13 protein-coding genes are annotated in these 12,245 nt (G+C 72.3%); 9 read left to right on the forward strand and 4 right to left on the reverse strand.

The genetic code is table 11. The features are described from left to right. The first annotated feature begins 307 nt into the window (after positions 1-307). Entirely contained in the window at positions 308-1,492 is a 1,185-nt protein-coding gene (locus DTB53_RS27590; RefSeq protein ID WP_012378709.1) for a hypothetical protein, read from the forward strand. Between the two features lie 97 nt (positions 1,493-1,589). Here the strand turns inward: DTB53_RS27590 and DTB53_RS27595 are convergent, their stop codons facing one another. Further along, positions 1,590-2,912 carry a D-arabinono-1,4-lactone oxidase gene (locus tag DTB53_RS27595; RefSeq protein WP_003965740.1) on the reverse strand — a complete coding sequence of 441 codons (1,323 nt, stop codon included), beginning with the start codon at positions 2,910-2,912 and terminating at the stop codon, positions 1,590-1,592. After that, positions 2,869-4,116 carry an MFS transporter gene (locus tag DTB53_RS27600; RefSeq protein ID WP_003965739.1) on the reverse strand — a complete coding sequence of 416 codons (1,248 nt, stop codon included), beginning with the start codon at positions 4,114-4,116 and terminating at the stop codon, positions 2,869-2,871. Before DTB53_RS27600 ends, DTB53_RS27595 begins: the two co-directional genes overlap by 44 nt. 207 nt (positions 4,117-4,323) lie before the next feature. On the opposite strand from DTB53_RS27600, the gene DTB53_RS27605 reads away from it, so the two are divergent. Continuing rightward, positions 4,324-5,451 carry a ferrochelatase gene (locus DTB53_RS27605; protein WP_003965738.1) on the forward strand — a complete coding sequence of 376 codons (1,128 nt, stop codon included), beginning with the start codon at positions 4,324-4,326 and terminating at the stop codon, positions 5,449-5,451. Positions 5,452-5,480: 29 nt separating this feature from the next. Further along, positions 5,481-6,284 carry an inositol monophosphatase family protein gene (locus tag DTB53_RS27610; protein WP_012378707.1) on the forward strand — a complete coding sequence of 268 codons (804 nt, stop codon included), beginning with the start codon at positions 5,481-5,483 and terminating at the stop codon, positions 6,282-6,284. Positions 6,285-6,386: 102 nt separating this feature from the next. On the opposite strand, the gene DTB53_RS36970 is transcribed toward DTB53_RS27610, so the two are convergent. Then, positions 6,387-6,560: a hypothetical protein gene (locus DTB53_RS36970; protein ID WP_003965736.1), complete on the reverse strand. Its 174-nt coding sequence runs from the start codon at positions 6,558-6,560 to the stop codon at positions 6,387-6,389. A gap of 383 nt (positions 6,561-6,943) precedes the next feature. Between DTB53_RS36970 and DTB53_RS27615 the strand changes: the two genes are divergently transcribed. The 4 genes from DTB53_RS27615 to DTB53_RS27630 all read left to right on the forward strand — a co-directional run bounded on the left by DTB53_RS27615 (position 6,944) and on the right by DTB53_RS27630 (position 10,501). Next, positions 6,944-7,597, forward strand: a complete 654-nt coding sequence (locus DTB53_RS27615) for a response regulator transcription factor (RefSeq protein ID WP_003965735.1) — start codon at positions 6,944-6,946, stop codon at positions 7,595-7,597. Positions 7,598-7,602: 5 nt separating this feature from the next. Further along, complete coding sequence (locus DTB53_RS27620; RefSeq protein ID WP_012378705.1) at positions 7,603-8,835, forward strand: sensor histidine kinase; 1,233 nt, start codon at positions 7,603-7,605, stop codon at positions 8,833-8,835. A 405-nt stretch (positions 8,836-9,240) separates the two neighbouring features. Next, positions 9,241-9,531 carry a DUF4193 domain-containing protein gene (locus DTB53_RS27625; protein WP_069455706.1) on the forward strand — a complete coding sequence of 97 codons (291 nt, stop codon included), beginning with the start codon at positions 9,241-9,243 and terminating at the stop codon, positions 9,529-9,531. A 13-nt stretch (positions 9,532-9,544) separates the two neighbouring features. After that, positions 9,545-10,501 (forward strand): hypothetical protein, encoded by a 957-nt coding sequence (locus tag DTB53_RS27630; RefSeq protein WP_012378703.1) that lies wholly within the window; start codon positions 9,545-9,547, stop codon positions 10,499-10,501. A 115-nt stretch (positions 10,502-10,616) separates the two neighbouring features. On the opposite strand, the gene DTB53_RS27635 is transcribed toward DTB53_RS27630, so the two are convergent. Then, entirely contained in the window at positions 10,617-11,075 is a 459-nt protein-coding gene (locus tag DTB53_RS27635; RefSeq protein WP_003965730.1) for a DUF3093 domain-containing protein, read from the reverse strand. Between the two features lie 58 nt (positions 11,076-11,133). Here DTB53_RS27635 and DTB53_RS27640 point away from each other — a divergent pair, with 58 nt between their 5' ends. Beyond that, on the forward strand, positions 11,134-11,718 hold the full coding sequence (locus DTB53_RS27640; protein WP_003965729.1) for a PaaI family thioesterase: 585 nt from the start codon (positions 11,134-11,136) through the stop codon (positions 11,716-11,718). Further along, positions 11,715-12,245: a dUTP diphosphatase gene (gene dut, locus DTB53_RS27645; protein ID WP_012378702.1), complete on the forward strand. Its 531-nt coding sequence runs from the start codon at positions 11,715-11,717 to the stop codon at positions 12,243-12,245. The genes DTB53_RS27640 and dut overlap by 4 nt, the downstream gene beginning before the upstream one ends.

Raw genomic sequence — 12,245 nt, forward strand, 5'->3', positions numbered from 1 at the left:
GCAGTGGGCATCCGTGTGATGCCTTGACTCCGCCGGTTCGAGTGCCGCCGCCGGACCCTCCGGTGGCCGCGGATTCCCACGTCGGAGTCCGCCCCAGGGCTCGTCACAGTACTCCATTCGGGCCACCGGGGTGGACCGGCGCGCCGCCGAAGTTCTCGCGCGGTGCGGGAGTTGAGGTACCCAGTTCTCCGCGAAATGCCCCTGATGCGTGTTGTGCTTCACACAATCTCCGGAAATGGAACTATCCACTTCGCTCATTTGTCCCTTCCTGTTGCATGGTGGGAGAGATGTCAAGCAGGGGCTGGTAATGGTTCAGAAGCCGGAAAGTGACACAGAACCCAAGGAAAGGCGCATAGATCTGAGTCTCCCGCAGGTCGCCGGGAGTGCCGTGGCGGCCGTCGCGGCGGCCGTGCTGGCCTCGCAGTTGGGCGTGTACGGCACGATCGCGGGAGCGGGGGTGATGAGCGTCGTCGCCACCTGCGGCGGCTCGGTCTTCCAGCACTTCTTCCGCCGCACCGGCGAGCAGATCCGCGAGGTGACGGTCCAGGTGACCCACCCGGAGGGCCGCCAGGTGACGGTGCGCACCAAGGAGACGACACCCGCCGGGCACCGGGGCGCCGCCAGGCGGTCCGAGCCGGAGCCGGCCGAGGACGCCACCACGGTGCTGCCCACGGTCGACCCGGGCACGGTCCCGGAGGTGATCCCGGACGCGGAGAGCACGCAGCTGCTGAAGCCGGTCGACACCGACCGGACGCAGATGCTGGACCTCGGCGACGCGCGGACCCGGATGCTCCGCGTCCCGCCGCCCGGACCCCCCGGAGGTCCGGGGACCGACGACCGCACGCGGCCGCTGCGGCAGATCGGCGACCGCACGGAGACGCCCTCGGGGGCCGACGACCGTACGCGCGTCCTCCCGGCGGCCGGGGCGGCGGACCGGGTCGTTCCCGACGACGCGTTCAGCGACGGCGTCACCCACGGCACCCGGATGCGCGGCTGGAAGCGCCCCGCGCTCGCGGCCGCCGCGGTCTTCGCCGTCTCCATGGCCGGGATCACCGCCTTCGAGATGATCTCGGGCAACGACCTCAGCGGCGGCCAGGGCACCACCCTCAGCTCCGTGGTCCGCGGCGGCGACGACGGCGACCGGGACTCCGGCCCCGCCGACCCCACGCCCTCCGGGGACACCGGCCGGGACGGGGAGGACGGCGAACGGCGCCCCGACCCCGACGGCGGCACCGGCTCCGCCCCCGCCACGGTCCCGGGCGACGGCGACGGCGGGAGCGCCGACCCCGGTACGGGCACGGGCGGCGAGAACCCGGGCACCGGATCCACCCCCACGCCGACGCCGTCGGCGACCGGCGGCCCGACCGCGCCCGACCCGGCGCAGCCCACCCCGTCGCCCTCCGGCGACGCGGGAACCGGCACCCCCTCGACCGGCACGGGTGTCGCCCCGGGGCAGGGCGAGCAGGCCCCGCCCGGCACCGGCGCCGAGTGACCCACCGGCTCTCCGCGCACAGCACATCGGCCCCGGCCTCCTCCGCACGGGAGAGGCCGGGGCCGACGGCGTACCGGGGACCGGGGACCGGGCGGACTCAGTCGCCGAGCACGCGCCGCAGGTAGTCGTTGCCGAAGAGGCGGTCCGGGTCCAGCCGGTCGCGCAGCGCGGTGAACTCGCCGAAGCGCGGGTAGACCTCCGCCAGGTAGGCCGCGTCACGGGTGTGGATCTTGCCCCAGTGCGGCCGGCCGGCGTGCGCGGTCATGATCCGCTCGACCGCCGTGAAGTACGACCGGTGGGGCGTGCCCTTGTAGAGGTGCACGGCGATGTAGGCGCTGTCCCGGCCCGAGGCGGTCGACAGGGCCATGTCGTCGGCCGGAGCGGTGCGCACCTCCACCGGGAAGCTGATCTTCAGCGGTGACCGCTCGACCATGGCCTTCAGCTCCCGAAGCACCGTCACCGCCTGCTCGCGCGGAACGGCGTACTCCATCTCCACGAACCGCACCCGGCGCGGGCTGGTGAACACCTTGTACGGGATGTCGGTGTAGGTCCGGGCCGACAGCGCCCGGCTGGAGAGCCTGGCGATCGAGGGGATCGTCGCCGGGACCGCGCGGCCGAGCGAACAGGCGACCTGGAAGACCCCGTTGGACAGCAGCTCGTCCTCGATCCAGCCGCTCACCCTGCCGGGCGGGGCGGCCGGTCCGGCGCTGCGGTTGTTGCGCTTGGTGTTGCAGTTCCCGGTGTGCGGGAACCAGTAGAACTCGAAGTGCTCGTTCTCGGCGACCAGGGAGTCGAAGTCCGCCGTGACCCGGTCGAAGGTCATCGGCTCCTCACGGGCCGTCAGCAGGAAGATCGGCTCCACGGCCAGGGTGACGGCGGTGATCACCCCGAGGGCGCCGAGGCCGATCCGGGCCGCCGCGAAGATCTCCGGGTTCTCCTCGGCCGAGCAGACCAGGACCGTGCCGTCTGCGGTGACCAGCTCCAGCGCGCGGATCTGCGCCGCTATGGACGCCGAGTCCCGGCCCGTGCCGTGCGTGCCGGTGGAGGTCGCCCCGGCGATCGTCTGCTCCATGATGTCGCCCATGTTGGTGAGCGAGAGGCCCTCGCGGGCGAGCGCGGTGTTGAGCCGCTTGAGCGGAGTGCCCGCCTCCACCGTCACGGTCATCGCCCCGCGGTCGATGTCCCGGATCCCGGTCAGCAGGTCCGGGCGTATCAGCACCCCGTCCGTGGCGGCCGCCGCGGTGAAGGAGTGGCCCGCGCCGACCGGCTTGACCCGCAGGCCCTCCGCGGCCGCCCGGCGCAGCACGTCCGCGAGCTCGTCCACGGACGCGGGGGACTCGGCGCGGGCGGGCCGGGCGGTGACGGTGCCCGCCCAGTTACGCCACGCGCTCGTCCTCGTCCGTGCGTAGGTGTCGGTCATCTTCCCCGCGCCCTCCCGTCGCAGCCGGCCCGGCCAGCCGGCGATATCCCAGGACCGCCACCGCCGCCGCGAGCGCTCCCGCCACGACGGGCACCGCGTACCCCGCCTTCGCCCCGGCGGCGTCGACCACCCAGCCGGCGGCCGAGGAGCCGAGCGCCACTCCGACCGCGAGCCCGGTACTGGTCCAGGTCATGCCCTCGGTCAGCTTGGTGCGCGGTACGTGCGCTTCGACGAGGGCCATGGTGGTGACCATCGTCGGTGCGATGGCGAGGCCCGCGACAAAGAGCGCCACGGCCAGCAACGGAAGGTTCCCGGCCAGTAGGAGGGGGATCATACTCACGGCCATCGCGCAGACACCCACCAGCCACCTGGTCGAGGGGTTCCCCTTGAGGTGCAGCAGCCCGAACACGGCCCCCGCGAGGCACGAGCCGAGCGCGTAGACGGCCAGCACCAGGGAGGCCGCGGCCTTGTGACCGCGCTCCTCGGCGAAGGCCACGGTCACCACGTCCACGCCCCCGAAGATCGCGCCCGTCGCCACGAAGGTGGCCACCAGGACCTGGAGCCCGCGCGAGCGCAGCGCCGAGCCCCCGGTCTGCTGCGACTTCGGGTGCGGCACCGGCTCGGTGGCCCGCTGCGAGGTCAGCCAGAAGACGCCGACCAGCAGGAAGCCGCCGGCGATCAGCGGCCCCGCCTCCGGGAACCAGGCGGTGGACAGACCGATGGAGATGATCGGGCCGAAGATGAAGCACACCTCGTCGACGATCGACTCCCACGCGTACGCGGTGTGCAGATCCCGGCTGGAGCCCCGGTAGATCTCCGCCCAGCGGGACCGGATCATCGACCCCACACTCGGCACACAGCCCGCGCCCACCGAGAAGACGAACAGCGTCCACTCGGGAGCCCCCTGCTGGGCGCAGATCAGCAGACCCGCCACCGCCGCCACCGCGACCAGCGTGACGGGGCGGAGCACCCGGCGCTGCCCGTAGCGGTCGACCAGCCGGGAGACCTGGGGGCCGCAGACCGCCGCCGACATCGCCAGGGTCGCGGAGAGCGCCCCGGCCAGCCCGTAGCGGCCGGTGAGCTGGGAGATCATCGTGACGACGCCGATGCCCATCATGGACAACGGCATCCGGCCCAAGAAGCCTGCGGCGGAGAATTCCCTCGAACCGGGGGCGGAGAAGATGGCGCGGTAGGGGCTGGGCAAGGGGTACTCCGGTCATGCCTGTCATGCGTGTAGCTGGCCGATACAGCTTACGGCCGGGCCGGCCGTCCCGGACACCGGATCACGGGCGGCGGCCCGGGGGAGCGGCGCGGCCGCCCGGCCGCCGATGCCCCGGCCCTCCCGGTCTTTCCGACGGGGCGTCGGATGTCGGGTGCCGCCCTGCCGGAGGCGGGTGGCAGGATCGATGTCATGTCCGATCTGCGCGATCCCGCTCCCTACGACGCCCTGCTGCTGCTCTCCTTCGGCGGCCCCGAGGGCCCGGACGACGTGGTCCCGTTCCTGGCGAACGTGACCCGCGGCCGCGGCATCCCCGAGGAACGCCTCAAGGAGGTCGGCCAGCACTACTTCCTGTTCGGCGGGGTCAGCCCGATCAACGAGCAGAACCGGGCCCTGCTCGGCGCCCTGCGCAAGGACTTCGCCGACCACGGCCTGGACCTCCCGGTCTACTGGGGCAACCGCAACTGGGCCCCGTACCTGACCGACGTCCTGCGCGAGATGACCACCGACGGACACCGCCGGATCGCCGTCCTCGCCACCAGCGCCTACGCCTCCTACTCCGGCTGCCGCCAGTACCGCGAGAACCTCGCCGAGTCGCTGGCCGCCCTGGAGGCCGAGGGGCTGGAGGTCCCCCGGGTCGACAAGCTGCGGCACTACTTCAACCACCCGGGCTTCGTCGCGCCCATGGTGGACGGCGTGCTCGCCTCCCTCGCCGACCTCCCCGAGGACGTCCGCGCGGGCGCGCACCTCGCGTTCACCACCCACTCCATCCCCACCTCCGCCGCCGACGCCTCCGGCCCGGTGGAGGCGCACGGCGAGGGCGGGGCGTACGTCGCCGAGCACCTCGACGTGGCCCGGCTGATCGTGGACGCGGTGCGCGCGGAGACCGGCATCGAGTACCCCTGGCGGCTCGTCTACCAGTCCCGCAGCGGCGCCCCGCACATCCCGTGGCTGGAGCCCGACATCTGCGACCACCTGGAGACCCTGGGCGCCGAGGGCGTCCCCGCGGTCGTGATGGCGCCGATCGGCTTCGTCTCCGACCACATGGAGGTGCTGTACGACCTCGACACCGAGGCCACCGCGAAGGCGGCCGAGATCGGTCTGCCGGTCCGCCGGTCCGCCACGGTGGGCGACGACCCGCGGTTCGCCGCCGCCGTGCGCGACCTGCTCCTGGAGCGCGCCGCGACCGAGCGCGGCCGGGCGGTGGAGCGCTGCGCTCTGGGCTCCCTGGGGCCCTCCCACGACCTCTGCCCGGTCGGCTGCTGTCCGGCCAGGGCCCCGAAGCCGGCCGCCGCGGGCGCGGACAGCCCGTACGTGTAACCCGACGCACCGACACCCTTGGGAGCACCGTGACCGACCCCGCCCTGTCCGAACTGCTCGACCTCGCCCTGGAGGCGGCCCGCCGTGCGGGAGCCCTGCTGCGCGACGGCCGCCCGGCCGACCTGGGGGTGGCCGCGACGAAGTCCAGCCCCATCGACGTGGTCACCGAGATGGACATCGCCGCCGAGAAGCTGATCATCGGCTACCTCTCCGACTTCCGCCCCGACGACGGTTTCCTCGGTGAGGAGGGAGCCGGCTCCCCGGGCTCCACCGGCATCCGCTGGGTCATCGACCCGCTCGACGGCACGGTGAACTACCTCTACGGTCTGCCCACCTGGGCGGTGTCCATCGCCGCGGAGCGCGACGGGGAGCGGGTCGTGGGCGTCGTGGAGGCCCCGATGCGCCGGGAGACGTATCAGGCGGTGCTCGGCGGCGGTGCGTTCGCGAACGGCGAGGCCCTGCGCTGCCGCCGACCCGCCCCGCCGCTGGACCAGGCCCTCGTCTCGACCGGTTTCAACTACGTCGGCCACGTCCGCGCCCACCAGGCGGACGTGGCCCAGCAGCTCATCCCGAGGCTCCGGGACATCCGGCGCGGCGGTTCGGCGGCCGTCGACCTCTGCGATGTGGCGGCGGGGCGGCTGGACGGCTACTACGAGCGCGGGCTGCACCCCTGGGACCTGGCGGCGGGCGACCTCATCGCCCGGGAGGCGGGCGCGCTGACCGGCGGACGCCCGGGACTGCCCGCCGACGGCGACCTGACGGTGGCCGCCACCCCGGGCGTCTTCGAGCCGTTGCAGGCCGCGCTCGACGAGCTGGGCGCCTGGCACGACTGACGGGGCCCGCCGGGAAGGCCCTGACGAGGGGCCTGAGGCCGCCGCACACGCCAGGGGCCCCGGAACACCGTGACGGTGTTCCGGGGCCCCGTGGCGTACGGCTCAGACGCTGGTGGCGCCGATCTCCACGCCGTGCTCGGCGGCGAGACGGCGCAGGTCGTCCAGCTCGCCCTGCTCGACGTCCGCGAGGAAGTCGTCGCCGTCCTCGCGTGCCCGGGTGAGGACGGTCTCGGTCGTCCTGATGCGTTGCAGCAGACCTGCGGTGAAAGCGTCCATGATGCGCCCCCTCATCGTGGGTCGGTGGCACGGGGGTGTGCCCGGGATCTCCCCGGCCGGAGGACCGGAGGAGCGGGTGATCGCGCCGCCGCTCCGGGGAAACGGAACGAGCAGTGGCATGCCACGTGACAGGCGTGATCGCGGGTGTGAAGCCCTCTTCCCCCTACCGTGGTTCGGAGAAACCTCAACTGGCCCGGAAATCCGCCGGTTTCCCGGCGGGCGGCCGTTTGCCGGTCCGGCCCACCGCCGCCTTACCGCCGGTTTATGCGTGTTGCGGGCAGGATGGAGGCGCAGAGTCAGCCCTCGCTGCCCGCTTCCGGGCGGGCCCCGCGTGGGTCGCCGGCTCTGTGAACCCATCGAAGGACCGAAGGAAGGACTGCGCCGTGCGCGTACTCGTCGTCGAGGACGAGCAGCTGCTCGCCGATGCGGTGGCCACCGGACTGCGCCGGGAGGCCATGGCCGTCGACGTCGTCTACGACGGTGCCGCGGCCCTGGAGCGCATCGGGGTCAACGACTACGACGTCGTCGTGCTGGACCGGGACCTCCCGGTGGTGCACGGGGACGACGTCTGCCGCAGGATCGTCGAGCTCGGCATGCCCACCCGGGTGCTCATGCTCACCGCGTCCGGCGACGTCAGCGACCGGGTCGAGGGCCTGGAGCTGGGCGCCGACGACTATCTGCCCAAGCCCTTCGCCTTCAGCGAGCTGACCGCCCGGGTGCGCGCGCTGGGCCGCCGTACGACGGTGGCGCTGCCGCCCGTCCTGGAGCGCGCCGGCATCAAGCTCGACCCGAACCGCCGCGAGGTCTTCCGTGACGAGGTGGAGATCCAGCTCGCCCCGAAGGAGTTCGCGGTGCTGGAGGTCCTCATGCGCAGCGAGGGCGCGGTCGTCTCGGCGGAGCAACTGCTGGAGAAGGCCTGGGACGAGAACACCGACCCCTTCACCAACGTGGTGCGGGTCACGGTCATGACGCTCCGCCGCAAGCTCGGCGAACCGCCGGTCATCGTCACCGTGCCGGGCTCCGGATACCGGATCTGAGAGTCATGGCCACCACTCAGGGGCCCCCCGCGGCGCCTCCGAAGCCCACCTGGGAGCCCAAGCAGCAGGAGCCCCCGTACCCCTGGCTGCGCCCGACCATCCGGATACGGCTCACGCTGCTGTACGGCGGGATGTTCCTGATCGCGGGCATCGTGCTGCTGTCGATCATCTACATGCTGGCCGCCCAGGCGCTGAGCGTCGGCACGGACCTGCCGTTCGAGATCGTCAGCGGCAAGGTCACCAGCGAGATCTGCGACCTGCCCGCGAACGCCAGCCCGAACGACTTCAACGCGGCGATGAACGCCTGCGTCAACCACCAGCGCAAGGCGGCGCTCGAAACCCTGCTCAACCGTTCGCTGCTCGCCCTGGTCGGCCTCAGCGTGATCGCCTTCGCCTTCGGCTACGCGATGGCCGGACGCGTGCTGTCCCCGCTCGGCCGGATCACCAGGACCGCGCGCCGGGTGGCCGGGACGGACCTCACCCGGCGGATCGAGCTGGACGGCCCGGACGACGAGCTGAAGGAGCTCGCGGACACCTTCGACGACATGCTGGACCGGCTGGAGCGGGCCTTCACCGCGCAGCAGCGGTTCGTCGGCAACGCCTCGCACGAGCTGCGCACGCCGCTGGCGATCAACCGCACCCTGCTGGAGGTCCACCTCTCCGACCCGGAGGCCCCGCCGGAGCTCCAGCAGCTCGGCAAGACCCTCCTGGCCACCAACGAGCGCAGCGAGCAACTGGTCGAGGGCTTGTTGCTGCTGGCCCGCAGCGACAACCAGATCGTCGAGCGCAAGCCGGTCGACCTCGCGGAGGTCGCGGAGCGCGCCATCGACCAGGCCCGGTCGGAGGCGGTGGCCAAGAAGGTCGAGATCCGCGGCGAGCGCTCCACGGCGGTGGTCCAGGGCAACGGCGTCCTGCTGGAGCGGATCGCGCTGAACCTGGTGCAGAACGCCGTGCGCTACAACGTGCCGGAGGACGGCTGGGTGGAGGTCACCACCGAGGCCCGTGACGGGCAGGCCCTGCTCGTCGTCTCGAACACCGGCCCGGTGGTCCCGGCGTACGAGATCGACAACCTCTTCGAGCCCTTCAGGAGGCTGCGTACGGAGCGCACGGGCAGCGACAAGGGGGTCGGGCTCGGCCTGTCGATCGCCCGGTCCGTCGCGCGGGCCCACGGAGGCCGTATCATCGCGGAGCCCCGCGAGGGCGGTGGTCTCGTGATGCGCGTCACCCTGCCGGTCTGAGAGGCTGCGCGGTGTGACTCCGCACCGAATTTTCATGTTCGCTTTGGGCGGAATTTTCAGGACCCGTTCCCGGGCGGGTCGTGTGTGATCGATCACAGAGGCGATTTTCCGACCATCTACCCTCCGTGACCGCAACTCCATCGGAAAGCCGGTAATCGTCCGGGTTTTCGGGGATCATTATCACGGGAAGTACACGGGGTAGCGCCTGTGAACTGCGCGGTCGGGACCGTGTACGGTCCCCATCGCCACCCAAGCCGAGCCTCGCCGAGGTGCCCGGTTGGGTGTCGATTGAGTAACAGACCTTGATGTGAGGCAAAATCTCCGCCTCAGGTCGGGCACAAGTCCGGCCTCTCACGCGTTACGTGCGCTGAGACACCCGTAGACACCCAAGAGGGGGAGAGCGACATGGCAACGGATTACGACACCCCACGCAAGACCGACGACGACGTGGACCAGGACAGCCTCGAAGAGCTCAAGGCGCGTCGGAGCGACAAGACGGCGTCCGCCGTCGACGAGTTCGACGCGGCCGAGGGACTCGAGCTGCCCGGCGCGGACCTCTCCAACGAGGAGCTGGCCGTCCGGGTGCTGCCCAAGCAGGCCGACGAGTTCACCTGCATGAGCTGCTTCCTGGTGCATCACCGCAGCCAGCTGGCCCGCGAGAAGAACGGTCAGCCCATCTGCCGCGACTGCGACTGAGGTCGAGTCGGCCGTGGCAGGCGAGACACCGTTCCGGAAGCGGCGCCCCTGGCGTCGGCGCGGCCCGGAGACGAGCCAGGACGGTACAGGCGGCACAGGCCCGGCAGAAGGCGGAGACGCGTCTGCCGAGCGGTCCGCCGCCCCGCCGGACCACTCCGGCGGTTTCGACGACGAGCGGGGCCGTTCGGCCTCGCTCGAAGTGGCCGGGGCGGCGTCGCCGGACCGGCCCGCAGAGCAGGAGCAGGGTCAGGCGGAGCCCACGACCGGGGGCCGCCTGCACGCGGTGAAACGGGGTGCGCGCAAGGGCCGGGAGAGCGCGAAGGCACTGGCCGCACAGCTGGCCGACCGCATCATCGACACGGCCCCGCGTGTGCCGGTGCGCGACCTCGCGACCCTGCGGAAGCAGTTCCCCGGGCTGGGGCCCGAGGAGCTGGCCGACAAGCTGGTCACGGGAGCCTGCCGGGCCACCGCGACCGTCGGCGCGGGTATCGGCGCCGCCGCCATGATGCCCGTACCGCCCGCCATGATCGCCGAGCTGGCGGCGGAGGTGACCGGGGTCGCCGCGATCGAGATGAAGCTCGTCGCCGAGCTCCACGAGGTCTACGGCCGCCGGCCTCCCGGCAATCTCGGCCAGCGCAGCACCGCGTATCTGACGTCGTGGACGGAGGAGCGCGGCATCGACATCACCCGCCCCACCACGCTCAACGCGGCGCTGGGCGGTCAGATGAAGCGCGAGCTGCGCCAGCAGATCATGAAGCGCATGGCGCGCAATCTGCCCAACCTGATCCCGTTCATGATCGGCGCCGCCGTCGGCGCCACGATGAACCGCCGCGACACCCGCAAGCTCGCCGACCGGGTCAGGAGCGATTTGCGCAAGGACCGCATCGCCTGGGACCGGCTCCCCGAGCTGCCTCCGCTGGAGCAGCCCGCGAACCCGGCCGAGCTGCCCAAGGAGATCGAGGGCCCCTGAGCGACGAGGGCTCCTGAGCGTCCAAGGGTCCTGCACGAGGAGACGAGGGGGCCCGCGCGACGACCAGGGGCCCCTGAACCCGCACCGGGTCCGGAGCCCCGCCCGCGACGCCCGCTCAGGCGGTCGGGACGGTGCTCAGCGCCGCCGCCAGGCCCTGCGGGTTCCGGGTCGAGAGGTAGACGTACGGAGTGGGGTCGTCCGGGTCCGTGACCTCCACCCGCACCGCCGTCTCCACATAGCCGCGCAGCAGCATGAACGCACGGGCGTCGGCCTTGTGCGTGCGCCAGGCCCGGGCCTCCTCGGCGTCCAGCACCTCGGGCTCGCCGAGCGCCGACAGCGGAATCCGGGCGTCGCCGGCGACGAGCGCCCCCGCCACCACCCGGATCCGGGCGGAGCCGTAGGCGCTCACCACGAGCGCGGCCGCGACCGTGCCGCCGGCCAGCCCGGCGAGCAGCGGCAGGGTGCCCAGGGGCAGCAGCATCAGAGCGCAGGCGATACCGACCCCGAAGGCGATGAACCACCAGGAGCGGGGCGCGGTGAGACGTTCGTCGAAGGGCGGTGCGGAAGGCTGCATGGCACCAAGCTTGGCACGGCGCGACCGCCGCACCGCCGCGCGGGTAAGGTCTGCGCCTGTGAGTGGAACATCAGCAGCTCTGAAACCCCCGGCCGACGCCGTCGCGCCGGTCCGGCACCCCGACGCGCCCGCCCCCGGCGAACTCCTCGGAGCGCACTACGAACACTGTTTCGGCTGCGGCGGGGGACAGCCGCACGGACTGCACCTGATGGCGCGGGCCGGTGAAGGCGTGAGCGTCACCGCCGAGTTCACCGTGCAGCCCGCCCACCAGGGCGCCCCCGGCCTCGCCCACGGCGGGGTGCTCGCCACGGCGCTCGACGAGACCCTCGGCTCGCTGAACTGGCTGCTGCGCACGATCGCGGTGACCGGACGGCTGGAGACCGACTTCGTCCGCCCCGTCCCCGTGGACACCGTGCTGCACCTCGACGCCCGGATCACCGCCGTGCACGGCCGGAAGATCTACTCCACCGCCACCGGCCGCATCGGCGGCCCCGACGGGCCCGTCGCGGTCCGGGCCGACGCCCTCTTCATCGAGGTCAAGGTCGACCACTTCATCGACAACGGCAGGCCCGCCGAGATCCAGGCCGCCATGTCCGACCCCGACCAGGTCAGGCGTGCCCGTGCCTTCGAGGTGAACCCGTGACCCGAGGTCCCGTCGACGTACTGATCCGCCTGCTCGACCCGGACGTGCCGATTCCGTCCTACGGGCACCCGGGAGACGCCGGAGCCGACCTGGTGACCACCGAGGCCGCGGAACTCGCCCCCGGCGAGCGCGCGGTCCTCCCCACCGGGGTCTCCATCGCCCTGCCCGACGGGTACGCCGCCTTCGTCCACCCGCGCTCCGGCCTCGCGGCCCGCTGCGGAGTGGCCCTCGTGAATGCCCCAGGGACGGTTGATGCCGGGTACCGTGGGGAGATCAAGGTGATCGTGGTCAACCTCGATCCGCGCGAGAGCGTGCGATTCGAACGGTTCGACCGGATTGCCCAATTGGTTGTCCAGCAGGTCGAGAAGGTGCGCTTCCACGAGGTGGCGGAACTTCCCGGCTCGGCGCGGGCCGAAGGGGGCTTCGGGTCCACCGGCGGCCACGCGTCGGTGGACGGCGCCGAGGGCGGGATCACCCACGGTGGGAACAGCTACGCTTCGGTCGTATCCGACCGGGAAGGACAGTGA

This window comes from Streptomyces griseus (assembly GCF_900460065.1).
GTDB classification, from domain to species: domain Bacteria; phylum Actinomycetota; class Actinomycetes; order Streptomycetales; family Streptomycetaceae; genus Streptomyces; species Streptomyces griseus.

What these genes read in the sequence shown, in the direction of transcription:
- DTB53_RS27590 (WP_012378709.1), top strand. Translation starts at nt 308, where the DNA reads ATGGTTCAGAAGCCGGAAAGTGACACAGAACCCAAGGAAAGGCGCATA.
- DTB53_RS27595 (WP_003965740.1), bottom strand. Translation starts at nt 2,912, where the DNA reads ATGACCGACACCTACGCACGGACGAGGACGAGCGCGTGGCGTAACTGG.
- DTB53_RS27605 (WP_003965738.1), top strand. Translation starts at nt 4,324, where the DNA reads ATGTCCGATCTGCGCGATCCCGCTCCCTACGACGCCCTGCTGCTGCTC.
- DTB53_RS36970 (WP_003965736.1), bottom strand. Translation starts at nt 6,560, where the DNA reads ATGGACGCTTTCACCGCAGGTCTGCTGCAACGCATCAGGACGACCGAG.
- DTB53_RS27620 (WP_012378705.1), top strand. Translation starts at nt 7,603, where the DNA reads ATGGCCACCACTCAGGGGCCCCCCGCGGCGCCTCCGAAGCCCACCTGG.
- DTB53_RS27625 (WP_069455706.1), top strand. Translation starts at nt 9,241, where the DNA reads ATGGCAACGGATTACGACACCCCACGCAAGACCGACGACGACGTGGAC.
- DTB53_RS27635 (WP_003965730.1), bottom strand. Translation starts at nt 11,075, where the DNA reads ATGCAGCCTTCCGCACCGCCCTTCGACGAACGTCTCACCGCGCCCCGC.